The following is a 22,416-nucleotide window of genomic DNA, read 5'->3' as shown; positions in this document are numbered from 1 at the left end:
CCTCTCCGTGGGGAAGGAAACGGGCACATATGCAACCTCAGAGTTGCACACTGTCCGGCTGAACGCAACCCTTCGGTTGCGCAGACGTGCGGGTCACCCGCTCACGCTCCCCCGAGCGCGATCCCCGCCACCGCCGCCGCGACGCACACGACGAGCATCCCGAGCGCGTGCGCCAGCGCGACGACGCCGCGGCCCGCGAGCAGGAGGCGTGCGCCCTCGACCGACGCCGTCGAGAACGTCGAGTAGCCGCCGAGGAACCCGACCCCGAGCACCGCGGCGACGTCGCCGTGCCCCGGGTGCGTCCCGCCCCAGCCCGTGAGCAGCCCCAGCAGGAAGCACGCGGTGACGTTCACGACGACCGTCCCCAGCGGCGTCGACCAGCGGTTGTGCCGCGCCACGAGGGTGTCGAGCAGGAACCGGGACGCCGCACCGAGCCCGCCCGCGACGGCGACGAGCACCAGCTCCGGGACGCCCGTCACCGCGCCCCACCGCCCCGGGCGACGAGGCGGCGTCGGGCCGCCGCGGCGAGCGCGACCCCGCCCACCGCGGCCGCGACGCCGAGCGCCACGCTCCCCAGCGCGTACGCGGCGCCGAGCGCGGCGTGCCCCCCGCTCGCGAGCCGTTCGACCTCGACGACGAACGTCGAGTACGTCGTGAACCCGCCGAGGACGCCCGTCCCGCAGCCGAGCCGGACGCCCCGCCGCCACCCGGCGTCGGGGCCCAACCGGAGCAGCGTCTCGAGCAGCGCGCCGAGCACGAACGACCCGAGGAGATTGATCCAGAACGTCGTCCACGGCCACGACCCGGGCCCGGGGGCGAACGCCTGCTCGAGGAGCGCGCGCGCCGTCGTGCCGACGGCTCCGCCCAGCGCGACGAGGCCCGCGAGCGCGAGGAGCGGGGTCCGTCGTCTCACCTCTCCCACGGCGTGCGGAGCTCCTTCCAGTCCACGACCGCGAGCGGGACCGTGAGCACCGGCCGGTGCTGGTGGTGGGCGAGGTGCGCCGCGACGGACCCCTCGACGAGCTCGCGCAGGTGCGCCGTCGACCCGGGGGCACGCGTCCCCACGACGATCACCGCGGCGTCGACCGCCCGCGCGAGGTGCGTCAGCGCGCGGTCGGGGCGGCCCGCGAGGTAGCGCAGGTCCCACTCCACCGCGCCGTCGCCCTGGAGGCCCTGCACCCCCTCCCCCACCTCGGCCCGCAACCGCGCCTCGACGCCCTGCCAGGAGTCGTCGGCAGAGTCCGGGTCGAGCGGCGCGTGCGTCACCGAGCCGTCGGGGTGCTCCTCGACCACGTGGCGGGAGGTGTCGGCGTACGCGGCGACGACGCGGGACCCGGCAGCCACCGCCCAGGCCGCGGCCGTCCGGACGACCAGCGGGTCGCCGCCCGGCACGACGCCCACGACCACGGGGTGCCCGGCGAACGGGACCATGCGGTCGAGCGCGGGCTGCGGCACGGGTCTGGCTCTCATACGGACCTCTTCCCGCGGGCAGCACCCTGCCCGCCGACGCGCGACGAGACAGGAACCATCAGCCCTGGCGGCGGTTCGGGCGGCTACGCCCCGGCGGGATCCATCACCGCCCCCAGGGTACCCAGCCCGGCCGTCGACCGCTCAGCCGGCCTTCGTGTCCAGCCACTTCTTCTCACCGAACGACTTGGCGAGCTCGTGGTCCGTGATGACGAACCCGACGGCCTGCGCGACCGGCAGGATCTGGTCGCGCTCCAGCCCGTCGTCGATGCCGAGCCGGTACAGCATGACGACGGTCCCGGTGTTGAGCATGACCCCCGGCGAGTTCCCGTCGTCGAGCAGCGCGTACGAGCCCTGGAACCCCGGCTGCGGCACCGCGGCGGCGAGGGTCGGGTGCGCAGGTCCCGAGGTGTCGGCGAGGGGGTCGCCCTCCGGTGCGTCGTTGAAGGCGGCGGCCACGCGCTCGGCCTCCTCCTCCGACCCGACGTCCACCAGGACCAGGTCGAGCGCGAGGGTCGGTCCGTCGTCGGACACGACGCGCGCCTCGAACCCGGCCTGGCACGAGCCCGCGAGCGCCTCGATCGCGGGGATCGCAGGAAGGTCGTCGCACGCGAAGTCGCGCCGCGCCACGAGCGCGATGCGGTCCTCGTTGACGAGGTAGTCGTTGTCGGAGAAGTAGTCCCACGACATCGGCGCGAGCGCAGGGCCCGACTCCGGGTCCATCTCCGCCCCCGCGCGGTACTGCTGCTCGAGCCACGGGTCGTCGTCGGTGACGTCGGTGTCCACCGGCTCCTCGGTCGCCTCGGGCTCGTCCGTCGCCTCCGGCTCCTCCGGGGCGTCCGTCGCGGGGGCCTGCTCCGCGGTGGTCGGCTCCGGGGCAGGCGTGGCGTCGTCGCGCACGGCCAGCCACACGCCGAGGCCGCCCGCGACGAGGACGAACGCGCCCACGCCGGCGAGGACGGGCACGAGCCACTTCCGCGAGCCGCGCCCGGGCGGCGTCGCGTACGGGGAGAAGCCGTAGGGGTCCGACGGCGGGACGGGCGGCCCCGGCACGACCGTCGCGTCGTCCGGCGCGCCGTAGGCGGGGCCCGACGGGGTCGGGTACGGAGCGGTCGGGGTGCCGGTCGGGCCGGGAGGAGGCGGGGGGCCCTGGTACGTGCCGGGCGGCGGAGGCGGCGCGTAGCCGGGCGCGGTACCCGAGGGCGGCCAGGTCGCCCCGGTCTCCGCGGGCGGGAGCGTCGCGTGGGGGTCCCCGAGCTGACCGGGCCCCCGGCGACCGCCCGTGCCGTAGGGGTCGGTGCCGTACGGCACCTGCGCGTGGGGGTACCCGTAGCCGGGCGGCGGGGGCGCCTGCCCGCCCGGGCCCGCCCCGCCGTCGTCCCCGTACCGCCGCGGCGGCCGCATGACGGTGTGGTCGTCGACCGATTCGTTCGGGTCGGTGGGGTGAGACATCGGACGGGTCCTCTCGTCGCGGGCGGCTCGTGCAGGGTAGCGGAGCGCCCGGCGCCTTCCGCACCGCCCGTCCACGCCGTGTGACGTGACCGGCGGGTGATCTCCTCCCCAGGGTGGACACGCCCGTGGGGCGGGCAGCGTACGCTGCCGGTGGGTCACCGGACGACGGACAGGGGGAACTACCGCTCGACCGACGAGAGACCGGACCGCCGTCCGACCCGCACCAGCGCTCATGAACATGCTCACCTGGACTGCCGTAGACGACGCGACCTGGCGTGCCCGCAACGCGTCGCGCGAGTACGTGATCCGGCGCGACGACGCCGACACCTGGACGCTCGACGGCCCCGAACGCACCTGGGTCGCGCTGCCGAACCTCGAGGTCGCCAAGGAGGTCGCCGCGCTCGCCGACGAGGTCCACCACGACGACGACAGCATGACCAGCTACCGCGTGGTCACCGCCACGGGCGCACGCCGCGGGGAGCCGTTCGGCGCGGACAGCGACGAGGACGCGATCGACGTGCTCCGCGCACGCCGCCGGGCCGGCAACCTCCCGCTCGCGCCGTTCCGCCTCGAGACGAGCGACGGCCGGCTGGTCGGGTCGTGGGAGAAGGCGGTGGAGATCCCGGCACGCCCGGCGACGTCGCACGAGGGGACCGCCGGACCCGTCTGATCCGGGCCAGCGGCGCACGCCGAGGTCCGCGACGAGCGACCGGCTCAGTCCCCCGAGCGCAGCGCTGCGACGTGCGCGGAGCGCTGACGACGGCTGCTGTCGACGTGCGCCTCGGCCAGGGCGGCGGCGCGCTCGCCGTCGCGCGACGCGACCGCCTCGAAGAGCTCCGCGTGCTCCTCGGTGACGTGCGCGAGGTCGTCGTGCTGCGAGAGCGCCCAGCGCACGCGGCTGCGGATGCCCTGCATCATGTCCCGCAGGAGCTGGTTGTCGGCGAGGTCGGTCACGATCTCGTGGAAGTCGGCCGCGGACCGGCGCGACCCGACGCTGTCGGCCGTGCGCGCGCCCTCCAGCTCGCTCGCGAGCGCGCTCCGCAGCCGGTCCAGCCCTTCCGGGCCGTGGCGCTCGGCCGCGAGGCGGAACGCCAGCGGTTCCAGCACCTCCCGGACCTCGTCGAGGTCGGCGAGGTCCGCGTCGGAGAACTCCCGGACCACGGCCCACGTGTGCGGCCGCAGCACGACGAGCCCCTCCCCCTCGAGCGCCTTGAGCGCGTCGCGCACGGGGATGCGGCTCACGCCGAAGTCGGCCGCGAGGTCCCGCTCGACCAGCCGGGACCCGGGGAGACGCGCCCCGTCCAGGATCTCGTCGCGGAGCGTCGCCGCGACCCGTGCGGACTCCAGCACTCGCTCCTCGGCTCCGGCCACCGGTCGATTCTCCCACCGTGCCCGACGCGCGCATGCGGGTGCGGACGCCGCGCGGCCCCGGGTGCGCGCCCGCTCCCCGTTCCGTGGAGAGCGCACGGCATCCGTGCGAGGGTGGAGGGACACGCGTCGAACGAGGGAGTTCCGATGTCGAGCACCACCCGTCCCCCCGTCCTCCACCGGGCGCACCGTGCCCGCCTCGCCGGGGCGGCCGCGCTCGCCGTCGGGGTCGCGCTCGCCGCGCCGGCCGCGGCGGTCGTGCCCGCGGCACAGGAGACCGCGGCGCCCGACGACGGGTACGACGTGATCTTCGACGGCACCGCGGCATCGTTCGAGGCCTGGGAGTACGCGGGCGACGGCGGGTTCGACCTGCTCGACGACGGCACGATCCGCTCCCGGGCGGGCGCGGGCGGCGGGTTCGGCACCCTCTGGTACCCGGTCCGCCAGTACGGCGACTTCTCGCTCGTCGTACAGTTCCGCGACGACGCGCCCGGGGACGCGCGCGCCAACAGCGGCGTGCAGGTCCGGTTCCCGGACCTGTCCGGTCCCGTCGAGGGGTGCCCGACGACGTTCAACGGCAACGAGACGGGCAACCTCTCGTGGATCGCCGTCAACTGCGGGCACGAGATCCAGGTCAACGACTCTCCCGAGGGCGGGTCGAACGACCCCCGCAAGACCGGGTCCGTCTACGGGTTCGCCGACATCGGCCTCGACCGCGCCCGACCCACCGCGAAGGGCACGTGGAACGAGCTGGAGGTACGCGTCGTCGGACAGCACTACACGGTGATCCGCGACGGCGTCGTCATCAACGAATACGAGAACCTCCCCGGCGTCCCGTTCCCCGACCGCCCGCTCGACCCAGACTCGAGCAGCCGCGGCCTCGTCGGGTACGTCGGTCTCCAGGCGCACGGGTCCGCGCCCGACGTCGTCACCTACCGCGACGTGCGGGTCCGCGAGCTCCCGCCCGTCCACGTCGAGGTCGACGCGCGCTGCCTGGCGGGCACGGCGCACGTCGCCGTGCGCGCGCTCAACGTCGGGCAGGACGCCGTGGACCTCACCCTCGGCGCGGCCACGGGCGAGCGTTCGTTCGCCGGCGTCCAGCCGGGCCGCAACGCCTACCAGGCGTTCAGCACACGGGCCGCGTCGGTCGAGGCGGGCACCGCCACGCTGACGGTCGCGGGCGACGACGGCCCGGTCGTCGTCGAGACGCCGTACGCCGGGGTCGACTGCGGCTGAAAAGGGCGGGCGGCGACCCGTCCCGTCTGTGAGGGTGGGCCCGTGCGACCCTTCGACGAGCTGATCACCGAGGCCGAGCAGGCGGACGTCACCGGCTGGGGGTTCGGCTGGCTCGACGGCCGCGCCACCGAGGAGCGCCCGCCGTGGGGCTTCGTGTCGCTCCTGTCGCAGCACCTCGCACGGGCCGACGCGGCGCTCGACCTCGACACCGGCGGCGGGGAGGTCCTGGCGGAGGCCCTGACCTCCGCCGTCGACCGCGGCGACCCCGTCCCCACGACGGTCGTCGCCTCCGAGGGCTGGCCGCCCAACGCCGCGCGCGCCCGCGCGCTCCTCGCCCCGTGGGGAGGGCGCGTCGTCGTCCCGGTCGACGGCGTGCTCCCGGTCGACGACACGTCGTTCGGCCTGGTCACCGCGCGGCACCCCGTCGCCCCGGCGTGGTCGGAGATCCACCGCGTGCTGCGACCGGGCGGCACGTACCTCGCCCAGCACGTGGGCCCGGGCTCGGCGTTCGAGCTCATCGAGGCGTTCCTCGGCCCGCAGCCCGAGGCCCGCCGCGGCCGGGACCCGCAGGACGAGGCTCGGCAGGCGCGCGGTGCGGGTCTCGACGTCGTCGACCTCCGCACGGCGACGTGCCGCATGGAGCTCCACGACGTCGGGGCCGTCGTCTGGCTCCTGCGCAAGTGCGTGTGGTGGGTCCCGGACTTCACCGTCGACCGCTACCGCAGCGTGCTCGAGGACCTCGACGCGCGGGTGCGGGTGGGCGCGCGCGACGACGGGACGACGTCCACCCCGTTCGTGGCGCACTCGACCCGCCACCTGGTCGTGGCTCACCGGTCGAGCTGACCCGGGCGAGCTGACCCGGGCGGCCCGACCCAGCCGCCCGGACGGCCGTCAGAAGTACTGGCTGGCCGCCTGGTAGCCGCTGATCGCGCCCAGGATGAAGCCCACCGCGGTGCACGCGATCGCGACCCCGAGCGCGATCTTCGCCGTCTTCTCGTTCCGGCGGACCGCGATCGCCGAGAAGACGATCGCGAGCACGCCGAACACGATCGGCAGGAAGAACACCGCGATCGGGCTGAACACGTACGCGAGGATCGTGCGCCACGTCATCGGCTGCGGGCCGGCGGGCGCGTACGCGCCGTAGCCGGGCTGGCCGTAGGGCGCGCCGTACGGCGGCTGACCCTGCGGCGGGTACGGCGCCCCGTAGGGCTGCTGGCCCTGCGGCGGGTACGGCGCCGCGGGAGGAGCCTGCGGCGCCATCTGCCCGTAGGCCGGCTGGTGCTGCTCGGGCTGCGCGACCTGGCCGTACGCCGGCTGGCCCTGACCGTAGGGCGCCTGCGCCCCGTACGGACCCGGGGCGGCCGGCTGCCCGTAGGCGGGCTGGCCCTGCCCGTACGGCCCGGGGGCCTGCGGGGGCTGCTGGGCGTCGCCGCCCGGGTGCTGCTGGTACGGAGGCTGGCTCACGGCGTGTTCCTTCGTCGCGGGTGTCGCCGTCCCGACGGCGGCGTGGTCCGAAGGCTAGCGCCTCCGACCCACGCGCGGGGAACGGCTCGGGACGGCGAGATCTCGCGGCCTACGACCCCGCGGGCACCGTGATCTCGACGAGCGTCGCGTCACCCAGGTCGCCCGTCGCGACGACGACGCCGCGCTCGCGGTACTCACCCGCCCGCGGGGTCGTGGGGACGTCGACGAGCGCGCCGAGGTCGGACCCCGCACGCACCCGCACGCCCTGGCCGGGCTCGACGACCCGGTAGACGACCCGGCGCGTCCGTCCGGCGAGCTCGAGGTCGACGGCGAGGCCGTCGGCCGCCGCGGGCAGCACGGGGTCGACGACGAGCGCGCCGGACGACCCCGAGCGCTCCGTGAGGCCGAGCACGCCCTGGACGAGCTGGCGCAGGTAGATGCCCGGCCCGCTGGAGTACACGCGCCACCCGCCGCGCACGCCCACCGTGCCGTCGCGCAGCCGGTCGAAGTCGCGCGCGAAGCTCTGGCGGTCCGGGAAGTCGGCGTCGCTCGACGAGAAGTACGCGTTGCGCTGGCGCGGCGCGGCGTGCGCGAGGCGGCGGCCCAGGTCGACGGGGCTGATGCGCAGCAGCTCGTCGAGCGCGCGGCCGCGGCCCAGGGCCGCGAGCGCCTCGACGTAGCGGATGTGCGCGTGCACGTACATGAGCCCGATCTCGCGGCCGACGTTCGCCGCCTGCTCGGCCCGCAGGAACGTGTGCGGGACGCCCTCGTCGAACGCGGCCGGGTGGTCCATGAGGCGCACGCCGTCCGGGAAGTGCAGGTGCTCGACGACGAGGCGCTCGTGGTCCTCCGCCTCCTCGGGCGTGAGGATGCCCGCGATGATCGACTGCGTCATGGGGATGAGGCGGTAGCGCATCCCGGACACGGTGTCGGACGGGTGGATGACGAGCTCGTCGCCGTCGGCGCCGTGGCGCACGTACCCGGCCATGACGCCGTCGACGAGCGCGCGCTCGCGCAGGTCCGCGCGCACCTCGGCGGCCAGGGTCCCGGCGCGTGCGGACAGCGCGACGTGGTCGTCGCTGCCGGACGTCACCCGGGCGAGGAGGTCGGCCGCCTGCACGAGCAGCGCGGACGTCCACGTGGACGCGAGGTCCGTGCGCATGCGCGGGTCGGCGGGCTGGAGCGTGTCGTCCCAGTCGCCCTCGCCGTACGCGGGCAGGGCGGTGCCGGGCAGGCGGTCGCGGTCGAGGTGGTCGAGCAGGCGCGCGACGTGGTCGCGCACGGTCGCCGCGGCGTCGGGCCCCGACGCGGCGGGGCGCCGGTGCGCGTGGTCCCAGAACGGGACCGGCTCGTCGAGGACCGCGAGGTCGCCGCTCGCGTCGAGGTACTGCGCGAGCGCGAACAGCGGCCACACGACGACGTCGCCGTGCGAGGAGTCGTTGTAGCGCTCGCCGTACGCGTCGAACATGAACCACTGCGGGAACTCGCCCCACGTGTGCTGGTGCGCGAGGACGCGCAGCACGATCGCGCGCGCGACGTCGTGCCGCCCGCCTGCGAGCGCGAGCTCGAACGGTCCCTGGCACACGTCGCGCGTGCCCCACGCCGCGCCCGAGTACTGCTCCAGGCCGTGCGGGACGAGGAAGTGGATCAGGGCGTCGTGCGCGTACCAGGGCACGAGCAGGTCGAGCTCCTGCGTCTCGAGCTCCGCGTGCGGCGCGAACCGCAGGCCGCGCACGACCCCGCGGACGGTCGCGAGGTGGCCCGCGAGCGTCGCGTCGAGGTCCGCGAGCGGGTCGTGCGCCGACCCCGTGAGGGCGAGCGCGGCGTCCGGTCCCCGCAGCGAGGCGGCGATCGCGATCCGGAGCGCGCCGGAGTCGGTCGCGCTCGTGAGGCGGCGCGCGGTCCCGGCGGACGTGCCCGCGGGGGTCTCGGTGTCGAGCGCGACCGGGGCGCTCGACGCCACGACGTACCGCAGGTCCGGGTAGTGCGCGTCGACGTCGCCGCCCGGGACCGGGTGCACGACGACGGCCTCGCCGACGCCTGCCGCCGGGGCCACGTGCTCGACGACCCAGCCGCCGGCCTCGTCGTCGAGCTCGAGCGTCGCCGTGACGTGGAGGGGCTGCTCGCAGCGCACGTCCACGTCGATGCGGTTCTCGCGGTCGTGCGCGACGGTCCGCACGTCGACGCGGCCGAGCGGCGTCTCGTAGACCCAGCGGACGCCGCCGACGTCGAGGACGAGCGCGGACGGCAGGCCGAGCAGCCGGGGGCCGCGGCCGTCGTCGACGAGCACGCGCAGCCCGCTGCTGCGCAGCAGGTTGAGGTGGTGCCGGTGCACGGTCGCGAGCCGGTTGGCCGTGGTGTTGCCGAGCACGACGTGCGAGGCGAAGACCCCGGGCGCGAACGCCGTCGTGGAGAGGACGTCGTCGGTGGGCAGCACGTCGTCGCCCGCCTTGAGCACGTGGCCGTGCGAGCGCTCGGTCACCGTGTCCTTGCGCGCGTCCACGACGTGCGTCCCGGTGGCGGTGAAGAAGGACAGCAGCGTGCCGTCGGCGTCGCGCTCGGGCAGGAGCACGTCGTCGGCGTCGAGCCCGACGGCGGCGAGCAGCCCGGCCTCGCCGAGCTCGTCGCCCGCGAGGAGCGGCGCGTCGCGCAGCACCGACCCGGTCCGCGGCAGCGGGGTGGTCGAGCGCTCGTCCGCCGCGGCGGCGACGGCGGCCGCGGCCCAGCCGGACACCTCGTCGAGGTGCGCGGCGAGCGGGCCCGGCGCGTCGGGGTCGACGACGGTCACCGCGTGCACGCGGGCCGTCCCGCCGGACAGGTCGAGCGGACGCGAGACGAGGGTCGGCATCGCGTACTCGTACTGGAGCACGCCGGAGTCCACGGGCCCGAGCAGGCCGTGCGGGACGCCGTCGCGCCGCGACCGCGCCGTGAAGACCTGGAGCGAGTCCGTGAGGTGCGCGACCGCGCCCTCGACGAGGAACGCGACGGCCAGCGGGAGGCGCGGCTGGGCGGACATGGTCTGCCGGCTGACGAGCACGGTGCCCGCGTCGGGGTGCTCCATCGCGCGGTGCAGCAGGTACTGGCACACGTACGGCTCGCTCGACAGCGCCGCGGCGGGCGGCGCGAGCGCGAGGTCCTGCGCGTGCACGACGTCGTAGCGGACGTCCGCAGGCGTGGCGGGCCCGGCCGTGAGGTCGACCCGCCAGACGAGCGTGCGCCCGTCGAGCGTCAGCGCGACGCGCGTGGCGAGCCCGAGCGCCTCGCCCGACCACACGACGCGGTCGGTCCCGACCTCGACCGACGTCACCGCGGGTGACGACCCCGTGAGGCGCGCGACCTCGACGCCGCCGTCCGCGCGGGTCGCGCGCAGCAGGACGCCGCCGGGCATGCGGTCGTGCTCGCCCGGCAGGTACTGGTTGACGAGCAGGCCGCCCGTGCTCACGGCGCGCACGTCACCCCCGCCGGTGAGCTCGACGGTCAACTCGCCCGAGGCGAGCGTCGCGCCCGCGAGGGGGGTCGTGCGTGCGGGGCTGGCGGTGAGGGTCACGCGGTCTCCTGCTCGGTGGTGCGGGTCTCGGGTGCTGCGGGGGTCGTGTCCTCGGGGCGCAGCAGCGCGAGGAACTGGTCGAAGAGCGCGACCATGTCGACGTTGTCGGGGTCCAGCAGCCACTGGAGCTGCAGGCCGTCCATGACGGCGGAGAAGAGCTGGCCGATCGCCTGCGGGTCGACCTCGGGGCGCAGCTCGCCGCGTGCGACGGCGTCCTGGAAGCGCGTGTCGTCCTGGTGGCGCAGGGCGCGGTAGCGGTCGCGCACGACGTCGTGGGCCGGGTGGGCGGTGTCCGTCGCCTCGGCGGCGACCACCACGTGCAGCGAGACGAGGCCGGGCGTCTCGGCGTTGCGCCGCACCTGGTCGCGGATGGTCGTGAGGAGGTCCGCGCCGGCGGCCTCGTCCTCGGTGCGGCGCACGAGGTCACGCCGGTCGCGCTCCTCGAGCGTCGCCGTCAGGAGGCCCGCCTTGCTGCCGAAGTGGTGCAGGAGCCCGGCTTCGGAGATGCCGACGCGCGCCGCGATCTCGCGCAGCGAGCTGCCGCGGAAGCCCTGCTCGCCGAACACCTCGACGGCCGTGCGCAGGATCTCGCGGCGGCGCTGCTCGCCCCGGACGATGCGCCGGTCGGGCAGCCCGGCCGCCGTCGTGCCGCGGGTCGCGGTCGTCGTCGTCCCTCGGTTGCCCGAGCCCCCGGCCGTCTCCGTCGTGGCGCCGCCACCTGCGGAGTCGCTCTCGTTCATCACCGTCTCCTTCGCCAGTCTCTCGGCGCCAACGGTACGGCCTGGACGCCCCGGTTGAAAATACTAACCGAGCGCACGCTAAGGTAGTTTCCACAGCGGCTCACACCAGACGAGCCGACTGCTCGATGAGGAGGATTGCTCATGAAGCTCGGACGCAAGGCGGTCGCCATCGGCGTCGTCGGACTCCTGGCCCTGACCGCGTGCGGTCGTGCGGACAACGAGTCGACGGGTGGTGAGACCGGTGCCGGGTCCACCACGACGGTCGACGACGCCCCCGCGGAGGGTGACATCACGATCTGGGCGATGGGTGAGGAGGGCGAGAAGCTGCCCGACTTCGTCCAGGGATTCACGGACGAGAACCCCGATGCGAACGTCGAGGTCACCACGATCCCGTGGGCCGACGTCATGACGAAGTTCCAGACCGCCGTCGCCGCGGGCACCGTGCCCGACGCCATCATGATCGGCTCGTCCTTCATGCCGACGATGGTCGCCACCGGTGGCCTCGCGCCCGTCCCGGACGGCCTCGTCGACAGCGCCGACTTCGTCGAGGGTGCGGCCGCGTCCACCGTCGCGGACGGCGTCGAGTACGGCGTGCCGTGGTACGTCGAGACCCGTGTCCTGTACTACCGCTCCGACCTGGCCAAGGCGGCCGGGGTCGAGGCGCCCACGACGTGGGAGGAGCTCACCGCCTTCGCCCAGGCCATGCAGGCGAACGGCTCGACCTACGGCCTCCAGCTCCCCATGGGCGACGCGGAGGACTCCACGCAGGTCATCCTGCCGTTCTACTCGCAGGCCGGCGGCTCGGTCCTCAACGAGGCGGGCGACGCGTTCGACCTCGACAACCAGGCGATGATCGACGCGCTCGACTACTACGCGTCGTTCTTCACCGAGGGCCTGTCCCCGCTGTCGGGCTACGGCGACTCGCAGAACAGCGCATTCGTCGACGGCTCCGACCCGGCGTTCATCTCCGGCCCGTGGATGGTCAACGTGCTCGCCGACCTGCAGGGCGAGGACTGGGTCGAGCAGAACGTCGCGACCGTCCCGGTGCCCGCGGGCTCCGCGAACAACGACTCGTACATCGGCGGTGCCCACCTCGGCGTGTTCGCCGAGGCCAAGAACGCCGACGGCGCCTGGAAGCTCGTGCGCTGGCTCGCTCAGCCCGAGACGCAGCAGGCCTGGTTCGACGCCACGAGCGACCTGCCCGCCCTCACCACCGCGTGGGACTACGAGCCGCTGACGTCCAACCCGCGCACCCAGGTGCTCCAGGAGCAGCTCGACAACACGATCGCCCCGCCGACCGTGCCGAGCTGGGACGAGCTCTCCGCGACGATCGAGACCGAGGCCGAGAAGGTCGCGAACGGTCAGGTCACGTCCGAGGACGCCGCCAAGGCGATCCAGGCCAAGGCCGACACGCTCGGGCTCGGCTGGTAACAGGGCCCGTCAGTCATGACCACCACCACCGAGGGACGGCGCCGGCGTACGGCCGGCGCCGTCCACCGGCGACGGCAAGCGCTCGTCGCCTGGCTGTTCGCTCTCCCGTTCGTCGCGGTCTTCGCGGTCTTCATGCTGGGGCCGCTGCTCGCGTCGTTCGGGATGTCGTTCTCGGACCTCACGATCCGTGACATCAAGACGCCGTTCGCGGTGAACTTCGTCGGGCTCGAGAACTTCACCGGCGTCTTCCAGGACGAGCTGTTCCGCAAGGCGCTGCTCAACACCTTCTACTTCGTCCTCGTCGGCATCCCGCTGACGATGGTGCTCGGGCTCGCACTCGCCGTCGCTCTCAACTCGGGCATCGAGAAGTTCCGCAGCGTCTTCCGCGTCGGCTTCTACACGCCCGTCGTGACGTCGATCGTCGCCGTGGCGGTCGTCTGGCGGTTCATCCTCCAGGACTCCGGCCTCGTCAACACCGTGCTCGGCTGGGTCGGCATCGACGGCCCGGACTGGCTCAACGACAGCGCGACGGCGATGCCGTCGATCATCGTCATGGCCGCCTGGCGCAACATGGGCACGCTCATGATCATCTTCCTGGCCGGCCTGCAGGCGATCCCGCGCGACGTCTACGAGGCCGCCGAGGTCGACGGCGCCGGCTCGTGGCGCCGCTTCCGCTCCATCACGGTCCCGCTCATGCGCCCCACCCTGCTGCTCGGCGCGGTGCTGCTGTCCGTCGGCTTCCTCCAGGTGTTCGAGGAGCCCTTCGTCATGACCAAGGGCGGCCCGGTCAACTCGACGCTGACCATCAGCTACTACGTCTACAACCAGTTCGGCTACGGCAACTACGCGTTCGCCTCCGCGGCCGCGTACGTCCTGTTCGCGCTGATCGCCGCGCTGGCCGCCGTCCAGTTCCGCCTGCTGCGGTCGAAGGAGGATTGACATGACCGTCACGTCCTCGCGGACCACCCCCGCGACGCCCGGCACGCCCGGGACGGCCACCACGACGACGCGGCGCCGCCCGCGCCGCCCGATCCGGTGGTCGCGCGGCGCCACGTACACGGCGCTCGTCGTCGGGCTGCTCCTGACCCTCATGCCGTTCATCTGGATGGCGCTGGGCAGCTTCAAGACGCAGGGCGAGCTCCTCCAGCGCCCCATCACGTGGTGGCCGCAGAACCCCACGCTCGACAACTACGAGCGGTGGCTCTCCCAGCTCAACTACGGGCAGTACTTCACCAACTCGATCGTCGTCGCCGTCGCCGTGGTGCTCGGCAACATCATCTTCTGCTCGATGGTCGGCTACGCCCTCGCGAAGATGAGCTTCCCCGGCAAGCGCGTGCTGTTCGCCCTCGTCATGCTCACGCTCATGGTCCCGGGCGTCGTCACGCTCGTCCCGATGTTCGTGCTCGTGTCCAACATGGGGCTCGTCAACACCTACCCCGCGCTCATCCTGCCGTTCCTGGCCGGACCGCTCGGCGTGTTCCTCATGCGGCAGTTCATGCTCGGCATCCCGGACGCGCTCATCGAAGCTGCCCGGATCGACGGCGCCGGCGAGTTCCGGATCTTCTTCCGCATCGTGCTGCCGCAGTGCGGCCCGCCGCTCGCGACGCTGAGCATCCTCACGTTCCTCGGGTCGTGGAACAACTTCCTGTGGCCCCTGGTCGTGGCGCAGACCGAGAACATGTACACCCTCCCGGTCGCGCTCTCGCTGTACTCGGTCGGCTCGAACGGCACCTACTACGGCCTGCTCATGGCCGGGTCCGTGCTCGTCGTGACGCCGATCCTCATCCTGTTCCTGTTCCTGCAGCGCTACTTCGTGCAGGGCATCGCCATGACCGGCATCAAGTGACCGGCGACCGACGAGGAGTACCTGTGTCGATCACCTTCCCCGAGAACTTCGTCTGGGGCGCCTCGACGGCGGCCCACCAGATCGAGGGCAACAACGTCAACAGCGACTGGTGGGCGCGCGAGGTCGACCCCGCCTCCACGCTCGCGGAGCCGTCGGGCGACGCCGCCGACTCCTACCACCGGTACGCCGAGGACGTCCGGCTGCTCGCCGAGTCCGGGCTCACCTCGTACCGGTTCTCGATCGAGTGGGCGCGCATCGAGCCGGCCGAGGGCCGCTTCTCGCGCGCCGAGGTCGACCACTACCGCCGCATGGTCGACTGCTGCCTCGAGCACGGCGTCACGCCGCTCATCACGCTGCACCACTTCACGTCGCCGCGCTGGTTCGCGGAGGACGGCGGCTGGACCGACCCGAGGTCCGTCGAGCGGTTCGCGCGGTACGTCGAGCACGTGCTGCCGCTGCTCGACCGCGCGTCGCACGTGTTCACCATCAACGAGCCGAACATCCTCGCGATGATGATCACGGCCGCCAAGGGCGCCGAGCAGCTCCAGGCGGGCACCATGCACGCGCCCGACCCGGTCGCGACCGAGCACCTCATCGCCGCGCACCGCCGGGCCGTCGAGCTCGTCCGGACCGTCGGTGTGCCGGTCGGGTGGCCCGTCGCGCCGCAGCAGTTCTTCGCGGACCCGGGCGCCGAGGAGGTCCTGCGCGAGTACGCCTACCCGCGCGAGACCGTCTTCCTCGAGGCCGCGAAGGGCGACGACTTCATCGCCGTCCAGGCCTACACGCGCACGCGCATCACCGTGGACGGCCCGCTGCCCGCCCCGGAGGACTCCGAGAAGACCCTCACCGGGTGGGAGTACTACCCGGCCGCCATCGCGGAGGCCGCGCGCCTCGGCCACGAGATCACCGGCCTGCCGGTCCTCGTCTCCGAGAACGGCATCGCGACGGCCGACGACGCGCGGCGCATCGACTACACGCGCGACGCCCTGCGCGCGCTGCACGCCGAGATGGAGGCGGGTCTGCCGCTGTTCGGCTACCTGCACTGGTCGCTGCTCGACAACTACGAGTGGGGCTCGTTCGCCCCGACGTTCGGGCTCGTCGCGTGGGACCCGGAGACCTTCGAGCGCACGCCCAAGCCCAGCCTCGGCTGGCTCGGCGGCGTCGCGCGCGGCACGGTCTCGCTCGACGACTGACGCGACGCGGTCACGGCCGCGCACCGCACTCTCCTGCAGGTCACGACGCGGGGCGGGGACGACGTCCCCGCCCCGCGTCGTCGTCCGTCCGGAGAGGTCGTCACCCCGCCGCGCGGGCGTCGGTCTCGAACTGTGCCGCCGCGGCGACGGTGTCCGGGTTCTCCAGCAGCGCCGAGCAGAGCGCGGTGGACAGCGTGAAGTCCTCGATCCCGCGGGCCGCGAGCGCCGCGACCTGGGTCGTGTCGCGCAGGCTCGCGGCGAGCACCCGGCAACCCCGACCCGAGGCGAGCAGCGTCGCGTGGAGGTCGACCGTCTGCTCGACGCCGTCGAGCCCGAGGTCGCCCATCCGCCCCACGTAGGGCGCGACCCAGCCCGCGGCGGCCGCGTCCGCGAGGAGCGCCTGGGACGCGTGGTAGACCGCCGTGACCAGCACGGGCACCCCCTCGCGCGTCAGCCGGCGGGAGACGGCGAGGCCGTCGCGGGTCGCGGGCAGCTTGACGACGACGTCCGGCCCCAGGTCGACGAGCTCCCGGCTGTGCGTCTCCAGCGCCGCCTCGTCCGGGCCGACGGCCTGGAGGAAGACCGTCCCGGCCCCGGCCGCACGGGCCCATCGGTACACGGCGGGGACGTCGTCGACCGTGAGCCCCGACCGGTACAGGATCGTCGGGTTCGTGGTGACGCCGGCGAACAGGCCGGTCGCGAGGAGCCGCTCGACCTGGTCGCGGTCGGCGGAGTCGATGTACAGCATGCGTTCTCCCTGGTGGTGCGGTCGGGCCGCGGTGGTGCGGTCAGGGCGCGGCCGGCCGGGGCCGGTCCGCGACCGTGGCGAGCAGGTCGTAGTAGGGGGCGTCGATCGTCGCGGGCACGTCGCGGGGCGGGACGGCGTCGAGCACGGCGGGCGCCCACGACGCGGCGACGTCCGCGACGGTGGCGCCCGCGAGGACGGCGACGGCCTGGACGCACGCCCCGCGCGCCGTCGCCTCGGGGGCCGCGCGACGCACGACGGGGCGGCCGAGGGCGTCGGCGAGGACCTGCCGGTACGCGAGCGACCGGGCGCCCCCGCCGTTGACGACGACCTCCCCGCTCGTGTCGACGCCCACGCGCTCGAGCGCGCGGGCCGCCCCGACGAGGCCGGCGACGACACCCTCGAACGCGGCCAGCGCAAGGTCCTCCCGGGTGGTCTCGCCGGTGATCCCGCCGAGCACGCCGGTCGCGCCCGGTCGCCGCGGGGTGCGCTCGCCGTCGAGGTAGGCGACGAGCGTCGGCCGCTCCCCCCGGACGGGGGCGGCGAGGGCGAGCCGCTCCAGGGTCGCGTGGTCGACGTCGAGGAGCCGCGCGAACGTGTCGGTGACCTTGGCGGCGTTGAGCGTGCATGCGAGGGGCAGGTACCCGCCGGTCGCGTCGCACACGGAGTCGACCGTGCCGAGCGGGTCGACGACCGACGTGCGGCGGGGGCTGAGCACGACGCCGGAGGTGCCGAGGGAGACCCCGAGGTCGCCCTCGACGAGGCCGAGCCCGACGGCGGCGAGGTGCTGGTCTCCCCCGCCCGGTCCGACGACGACGCCCGGCCCGAGCCCGAGCTCGGCCGCGACGTCCGGGCGCACGGTCCCGGCCGCGGTGTCGGGCCCGAGGACGGTCGGCAGGACGTCCGCCCAGGCCACGTCCGGCGTGACGAAGCGCTCCAGGAGCTCGGGCCGCCAGACGCCGCGGTGGACGTCGAGGTAGCCGGTCCCGGCGGCGTCGGACCGGTCGGTGACCGTCGACCCGGTGAGCCGGTAGGTGAGGTAGTCGTGCGGCACGAGGACGTGCGCGACGCGCCCGAGGAGCGCGGGGTCGGTCTCCGCCAGGTGCGCGAGCTTCATGATCGTCAGCGCGGACGACGGCGCCATCCCGACGTCCTGCATCCACGGCTCGAGCCCGTACTCCTCCGCGATCCGCGCCGCCGCCGGGCCCGCCGTCGTGTCGTTCCACAGCGGCGCGGGGGCCAGCGGCTCCCCGCTCCGGTCCAGGAGCACGAGCCCGTGGCACTGCGCGCCGACGGCGAGCGCGACGACCTGCGCCGGGTCGGCGTCGGCGTCGCGCAGGGCGCCCGAGAACGCGGCCCGGAACGCGGCCCACCAGTCCCGCGGGTCCTGCCGGCTGACGGGAGGTGCGGTCCGGGGATGGGGCGCGGAGGCGGTCCCGACGAGCGCGCCGTCGTCCCGGCGGCGCAGCTCGACGGTGCAGGACTGGGTCGACGAGTCGACCCCTGCGACAAGGTCCATGGCTACTTCCAGTAGGGCTCGAGGGGCGGCAGCTCCTGGGGCGCCTCGTCGATCTTGCCGACCGCCCCGGAGGGGTGCGAGTGCAGGACGTTCGCCCACGAGTACCCGCGCATCCGCATGAGGACCACGGCGAGCGCGTCGCCCCACGCTGCCGTCACGAGGGTAGAGCCCATCGCGATGACCTCGCCGGGGTCGATCCCGGGGATCATCGTCAGCTCGACCACGACGTCCGCGTTCCGCGCGAGGCGCGAGGCGGCGTCCGCCGTGACCGCGACGACCGTGTCGACGCCGCGCTCCTTGGCGCGCACGACCAGGTCGTTGATCTCGTCGCTCCCGCCCCCGCGGGAGATCGCGACGAGGATGTCGCCCGGGGCCATCGCGCCCATCGTGCCGTGCAGCGCGTCCGCGCCCGAGATGAACACCGACGGGGTGCCGGACACGGAGAGCAGGTGCGCCATGCGGCGCGCGACCGCGCCGGACGTGCCGGCTCCGGTGACGAAGACCTTGCCCGTGCACTCGTACACCCGCTGGACCACGTCCAGGAACACGTCGCCCAGGTCGGTCACGCTCGCCGCGACCCCCTGCGCCTCGTGCGCGACGACGGCCCGGGCGGTCTCGAGCACGGCGGCACGGCGCCGCGTCGTGGTGTCGGGGATGGTCATGGGTACTCCTCGTCCAGGGGTTCTCGGTGAGGTCACGCGGCGCTCCAGGCCGCGTGCCGCAGGTCCACGGAGGACAGGTCGCCGGCCGCGACGACGTCGCCGTCGCACCGGCCCTCCGTGAGGGTGACGACGTCGTCCGCGAGCTCGAGGATCTCCTCCTCCTCGCTGGACACGACGACGACCGTGAGCCCGTCGTCGTGCGCGAGCGAGCGCAGGAGCCGGTGGATCTCGGTCTTGACGCCGATGTCGACGCCCTTGGTCGGCTCGTCGAGCAGCAGCACGCGGGGCGCCTGCGCCAGGACCCGGGCGAGCAGCACCTTCTGCTGGTTGCCGCCGGACAGGCGCTCGACGGGTCCCTCGCGGTCCCCGCGGACCTGCATGCGGTCCATGAGGGCCGTCGCCTCGCGACGCATCCGCCGCTTGTCGAGCAGGCCGAGCCGGCGGTACCGGTCGAGGACCGGGAGGACGACGTTCGTCGTCGCGTCCAGCCCGCCGACGATGCCGTCGACCTTGCGCTCCTCGGTCAGGTAGACGAGCCCGCGCCGCTGGGCCTCGGCGGGGGTCGCGGGCCGGTACAGCGCGCCGTCGAGCTCGATGCTCCCGGCCAGGACCTTGTCGAGGCCGACGAGCGTGCGCAGCAGCTCGGTGCGGCCGGCGCCGATGAGCCCGTAGACCCCCAGCACGCGGCCGGGGTGGGCGGCGAGGCTGACGTCGGCGAGCGCGGGCGTGCGCAGGCTCCGCACCACGAGGGACGGGCGCGCGCCCGCGTCGAGCGGGACGACGTCGGTGCGGTGCGCCGCCTCCGTGACCCCGCCCGTCGAGGCGACTGCCTCGTCCCCGGCGATCGCGTGCACGACCGCCTGCCGGTCGACCGTGCCGGCCGGGCCGGCGATGCGGACCTCGCCGTCGACGAGCGCGACGACGTGGTCGGCGACCGCGTACAGCTCGTCGAGCTTGTGGTCGACGAGCAGGATCCCGAGGCCCTCGGTGCGGGCCAGGTCGCGTACGGTCTCGAGGAAGCGCTCGACCTGCGCGCCCTCGAGGCTCGTCGTCGGCTCGTCGAGCAGCAGGTAGCGCGCGTCGCGTGCCACGGCCACGGCGATCTCGAGGAGCTGGCGGGTCGCGACGGGGTAGGCGCCGAGCTTGCGGTCGACGTCCACCGCGAGACCGAACCGGTCCGCGAGCGCGCGGGACTGCTCGCGCATGGCGCGGCGGTCGAGCGCTCCCCCGCGGTTTAGCTCGCGGCCGAGGAACACGTTCTGCGTGACCGTGAGGTTCGGCAGGAGCGACAGCTCCTGGTAGACGGTCGAGATCCCCGCGTCGAGCGCGGCGGTCGGGGAGCCCTGCGGCAGCGCGTCGCCGTCCACGGTCACCGTGCCCTCGTCGGCGGGGTGCGCCCCGGCCAGGACGCGGAGCAGCGTCGACTTGCCGGCGCCGTTGTGCCCGACGAGCCCGGTGACCGTGCCCGCCGCGAGCGTCAGGTCGATGCCCTTGAGCACGCGCACGTGCGAGAAGCTCTTGACGATCCCGCTGGCCCGCAGGGCGCCGCCCTCGGCGGCGCCCCGCGGGACCGACGTCGTGACGTCGGTCATGTCAGCCGACCTCCCCCGGCGCGGGGGTCTCGCCGACGGTGAACGCCTTGAGCGGCAGGAGGATCTCCGGCTCGACGTCCTCGCCGTCCACGTACGCACGGATCTGCTCGGTCACCTGGGTGCCGTAGCTCTCCGGCTCCTGCGCGACGCACCCGCGGTACACCTCGGTGAGCGGCTCCTCCGAGGCGCAGAACCCGTAGAGCGCGACGTCGGTGCGGTTGCCCAGCGCCTGCAGCGCGCCGTAGACGGCGGGGCCGGTCGAGGCCCAGATGACGTTGATGTCCTGGTTGCCCTGGAGCATCTCGCCCGTGACGCGCAGGGAGTCGTCGGGCTTGACGTTGCCGTCGACCTTGGCGACGACCTCCGCGTTCGGGTTGGCCGACACGGCGTCGGTGAAGCCCTCGTCACGGATGACGACCGGGCGCTCGTCGGGCTCGGTGATGAAGCCGATGCTCAGCGCGGCGTCGGCGCCCAGGTCCTCGAGGACCTTCTCGCCCATCGCGCGGCCGCCCGCCTCGTTGTCCGCGCCGAGGTACTGGACGATCGTCGCCCCCTGGGCGGCGAGCGCGTCCTCGTCGACGATGACGTTCACGGTGAAGACCGGCACGCCGGCGTCGTTCGCCGCCTTGACGATCCCGGCGGCGGGCTCCGACTTCACGGGGTTCAGCGCGAGCGCGCACGGGTCCTTCTGCAGCATGGCCTCGACCTGGGCGAGCTGCTGGGCGTCGTCGTCGTTCGCGACCTGGACCTCGACGTCGAACCCGTTGGCGGCGCCGCCGTCCTCGAAGCCCTGCTTCATCGCCACGTAGTACGGGTTGGTGAGGTTCGGGAGGCTGACCGCGACGTACGGGTTCTCCCCGTCGCACGACGCGGGCAGCGTGGCCTCGGCCTGGTCGGTCGAGCCGCTCCCGCTCGTGTCGCCGGTGCCGGTGTCGACGGCGGAGCAGGCGCCCGCGAGGGCGAGGGCGGTCACGGCGAGGGCCGAGACGATGATCTTGCGTCGCATGAGTACTCTCCTTCGAGCGGTGGGGGTCAGGACGTGGCGCGCGAGGCGCGCCGTGGTTGCAGGAGCTGGAGGAAGAGGCGGCCTCTCCCCCCGGTGGTCGAGAGCGAGCGGCGGTAGGTGTCGAGGCTGACGCCGGCGAGGATGATCACGCCGATGACGAGCGGCTGCCAGAAGCTGTCGACGCCGACGACGTTCATGCCGTTCGAGACGGTCGCGATGAGCACCGCGCCGAGCAGCGCGCCGCCGATCGAGCCGACCCCGCCGAACAGGCTCACCCCGCCGACCACCGCGGCGGCGATCGAGTAGAAGAGCTCGTTGCCCGACCCGGCGGACGGGTACCCGACCATGAGGCGCGAGGTCGTCACGACGCCGGCGAGCGCGGCGCACAGGCCGGAGACCGCGTAGACGAAGAGCGTGGTGCGCCCGGTGTGGATGCCCGCGAGCCGCGCCGTCTCCTTGTTGCCGCCGAGCGCGTAGATGTGGACGCCCGTGCTCGTGCGCGCCAGGAGGACGCTGAAGACGACGGCGACGAGCGCCACGATGAGGATCGGCGTCGGGATGCCGAAGACCCCGCCGCGCCCGAGGAAGGCGAACATCGGGTCGCGCACCGTGACCGACGCCGCGCCCGTGAGGATCATGGGGATGCTGCCGGCGATGCCGAACATCGAGAACGTCGCGATGAACGGGGGCAGGCGCAGGTAGTGCACGAAGATCCCGTTGACGAGGCCCACCGCGACGCCGACGGCGAGCGCGAGGAGCGTGGCGGCCCACCAGGGCAGGCCGGCCTGCATCCCGAGCGCCGCGGCCATGCCCGTGAGGGCGAGGTTGGACCCCGTGGAGAGGTCGATGCCACCGGTGAGCAGCACGAAGGTCTGGCCCAGCGCGAGCAGCGCCACCACGGCACCGTTCAGCAGCAGGACCTCGAAGTTCCCGGCGGTGCGGAAGTTCGGGGACAGCAGACTCATCACCACCACCACGAGGACCAAGATCCCCGCGATCCCGACCTCGTCGGGGACGCGTCGTCGCGACATGTACTTCTCGCCTCCTTGCGATGCTCATATGAGCACTCGATTGCTCGTATGTCGATAGTATGGACACCACGAGGTCACAAGCAACGCGCCTCGATCACAGATCGGTAACACATGCGC

General features: G+C 74.0%; 21 protein-coding genes and 1 riboswitch. Of the genes, 7 read left to right on the top strand and 14 right to left on the bottom strand.

Translation table 11 applies throughout. The features are described from left to right. Positions 1-101: 101 nt before the first annotated feature. From NF338_RS00830 to NF338_RS00815, 4 genes are all read right to left on the bottom strand, one after another. Positions 102-479: a fluoride efflux transporter FluC gene (locus NF338_RS00830; protein ID WP_264029032.1), complete on the bottom strand. Its 378-nt coding sequence runs from the start codon at positions 477-479 to the stop codon at positions 102-104. Beyond that, a complete protein-coding gene (locus NF338_RS00825) occupies positions 476-913 on the bottom strand; it encodes a FluC/FEX family fluoride channel (protein WP_264029031.1) in 438 nt (145 codons plus the stop codon). The genes NF338_RS00830 and NF338_RS00825 overlap by 4 nt, the downstream gene beginning before the upstream one ends. Continuing rightward, positions 910-1,470: a universal stress protein gene (locus tag NF338_RS00820; protein WP_264029029.1), complete on the bottom strand. Its 561-nt coding sequence runs from the start codon at positions 1,468-1,470 to the stop codon at positions 910-912. The genes NF338_RS00825 and NF338_RS00820 overlap by 4 nt, the downstream gene beginning before the upstream one ends. A gap of 42 nt (positions 1,471-1,512) precedes the next feature. Next, positions 1,513-1,587: riboswitch (Fluoride riboswitch) on the bottom strand. Between the two features lie 24 nt (positions 1,588-1,611). Further along, on the bottom strand, positions 1,612-2,919 hold the full coding sequence (locus NF338_RS00815; RefSeq protein ID WP_264029028.1) for a hypothetical protein: 1,308 nt from the start codon (positions 2,917-2,919) through the stop codon (positions 1,612-1,614). A gap of 232 nt (positions 2,920-3,151) precedes the next feature. Between NF338_RS00815 and NF338_RS00810 the strand changes: the two genes are divergently transcribed. After that, positions 3,152-3,589: a hypothetical protein gene (locus NF338_RS00810; RefSeq protein ID WP_087470387.1), complete on the top strand. Its 438-nt coding sequence runs from the start codon at positions 3,152-3,154 to the stop codon at positions 3,587-3,589. Between the two features lie 44 nt (positions 3,590-3,633). Here the strand turns inward: NF338_RS00810 and NF338_RS00805 are convergent, their stop codons facing one another. Then, positions 3,634-4,290 carry a GntR family transcriptional regulator gene (locus NF338_RS00805; protein WP_264029027.1) on the bottom strand — a complete coding sequence of 219 codons (657 nt, stop codon included), beginning with the start codon at positions 4,288-4,290 and terminating at the stop codon, positions 3,634-3,636. A gap of 144 nt (positions 4,291-4,434) precedes the next feature. Between NF338_RS00805 and NF338_RS00800 the strand changes: the two genes are divergently transcribed. Together NF338_RS00800 and NF338_RS00795 are read left to right on the top strand one after the other, a co-directional pair. After that, positions 4,435-5,523, top strand: a complete 1,089-nt coding sequence (locus tag NF338_RS00800) for a DUF1080 domain-containing protein (RefSeq protein ID WP_264029026.1) — start codon at positions 4,435-4,437, stop codon at positions 5,521-5,523. 42 nt (positions 5,524-5,565) lie between these two features. Then, the gene (locus NF338_RS00795) at positions 5,566-6,366 is read left to right on the top strand and encodes a class I SAM-dependent methyltransferase (RefSeq protein ID WP_264029025.1); all 801 of its coding nucleotides are present in this window, start codon (positions 5,566-5,568) and stop codon (positions 6,364-6,366) included. Positions 6,367-6,414: 48 nt separating this feature from the next. On the opposite strand, the gene NF338_RS00790 is transcribed toward NF338_RS00795, so the two are convergent. The 3 genes from NF338_RS00790 to NF338_RS00780 form a co-directional block, all read right to left on the bottom strand. Continuing rightward, complete coding sequence (locus NF338_RS00790; protein ID WP_264029024.1) at positions 6,415-6,987, bottom strand: hypothetical protein; 573 nt, start codon at positions 6,985-6,987, stop codon at positions 6,415-6,417. A 109-nt stretch (positions 6,988-7,096) separates the two neighbouring features. Then, the gene (locus NF338_RS00785; protein ID WP_264029023.1) at positions 7,097-10,534 is read right to left on the bottom strand and encodes a GH36-type glycosyl hydrolase domain-containing protein; all 3,438 of its coding nucleotides are present in this window, start codon (positions 10,532-10,534) and stop codon (positions 7,097-7,099) included. Then, a complete protein-coding gene (locus NF338_RS00780; protein WP_264029022.1) occupies positions 10,531-11,274 on the bottom strand; it encodes a TetR/AcrR family transcriptional regulator in 744 nt (247 codons plus the stop codon). Before NF338_RS00780 ends, NF338_RS00785 begins: the two co-directional genes overlap by 4 nt. Before the next feature lie 141 nt (positions 11,275-11,415). Between NF338_RS00780 and NF338_RS00775 the strand changes: the two genes are divergently transcribed. From NF338_RS00775 to NF338_RS00760, 4 genes are read left to right on the top strand one after another with little or no spacing between them, the layout of a single operon-like run. Further along, positions 11,416-12,705 (top strand): extracellular solute-binding protein, encoded by a 1,290-nt coding sequence (locus NF338_RS00775; protein ID WP_264029021.1) that lies wholly within the window; start codon positions 11,416-11,418, stop codon positions 12,703-12,705. 15 nt (positions 12,706-12,720) lie between these two features. Beyond that, positions 12,721-13,644, top strand: coding sequence for a carbohydrate ABC transporter permease (locus NF338_RS00770; RefSeq protein ID WP_047230920.1), 924 nt, complete (start codon positions 12,721-12,723; stop codon positions 13,642-13,644). Position 13,645: 1 nt separating this feature from the next. Further along, a complete protein-coding gene (locus NF338_RS00765) occupies positions 13,646-14,551 on the top strand; it encodes a carbohydrate ABC transporter permease (RefSeq protein WP_264029020.1) in 906 nt (301 codons plus the stop codon). Positions 14,552-14,574: 23 nt separating this feature from the next. Further along, complete coding sequence (locus NF338_RS00760) at positions 14,575-15,744, top strand: glycoside hydrolase family 1 protein (protein ID WP_318782933.1); 1,170 nt, start codon at positions 14,575-14,577, stop codon at positions 15,742-15,744. 100 nt (positions 15,745-15,844) lie between these two features. Here the strand turns inward: NF338_RS00760 and NF338_RS00755 are convergent, their stop codons facing one another. The 6 genes from NF338_RS00755 to NF338_RS00730 are packed head-to-tail and all read right to left on the bottom strand — an operon-like array spanning position 15,845 to position 22,299. Continuing rightward, complete coding sequence (locus NF338_RS00755; protein ID WP_264029019.1) at positions 15,845-16,492, bottom strand: transaldolase family protein; 648 nt, start codon at positions 16,490-16,492, stop codon at positions 15,845-15,847. A 40-nt stretch (positions 16,493-16,532) separates the two neighbouring features. After that, positions 16,533-18,008, bottom strand: coding sequence for a xylulokinase (locus NF338_RS00750; RefSeq protein ID WP_264029018.1), 1,476 nt, complete (start codon positions 18,006-18,008; stop codon positions 16,533-16,535). 2 nt (positions 18,009-18,010) lie between these two features. After that, on the bottom strand, positions 18,011-18,670 hold the full coding sequence (locus NF338_RS00745; protein WP_264029017.1) for a KpsF/GutQ family sugar-phosphate isomerase: 660 nt from the start codon (positions 18,668-18,670) through the stop codon (positions 18,011-18,013). A 32-nt stretch (positions 18,671-18,702) separates the two neighbouring features. Continuing rightward, positions 18,703-20,262 (bottom strand): sugar ABC transporter ATP-binding protein, encoded by a 1,560-nt coding sequence (locus tag NF338_RS00740; protein ID WP_264029016.1) that lies wholly within the window; start codon positions 20,260-20,262, stop codon positions 18,703-18,705. Between the two features lies 1 nt (position 20,263). Next, positions 20,264-21,268: a substrate-binding domain-containing protein gene (locus NF338_RS00735; RefSeq protein WP_264029015.1), complete on the bottom strand. Its 1,005-nt coding sequence runs from the start codon at positions 21,266-21,268 to the stop codon at positions 20,264-20,266. 26 nt (positions 21,269-21,294) lie between these two features. Then, positions 21,295-22,299 carry an ABC transporter permease gene (locus NF338_RS00730; protein ID WP_264029014.1) on the bottom strand — a complete coding sequence of 335 codons (1,005 nt, stop codon included), beginning with the start codon at positions 22,297-22,299 and terminating at the stop codon, positions 21,295-21,297. Positions 22,300-22,416 lie beyond the last annotated feature (117 nt).

Source organism: Cellulosimicrobium sp. SH8, assembly GCF_025818875.1.
Lineage (GTDB): Bacteria > Actinomycetota > Actinomycetes > Actinomycetales > Cellulomonadaceae > Cellulosimicrobium > Cellulosimicrobium cellulans_D.
Note: the sequence above shows the minus strand (reverse complement) of the source record. Positions and strands in the feature narration are given on the sequence as shown.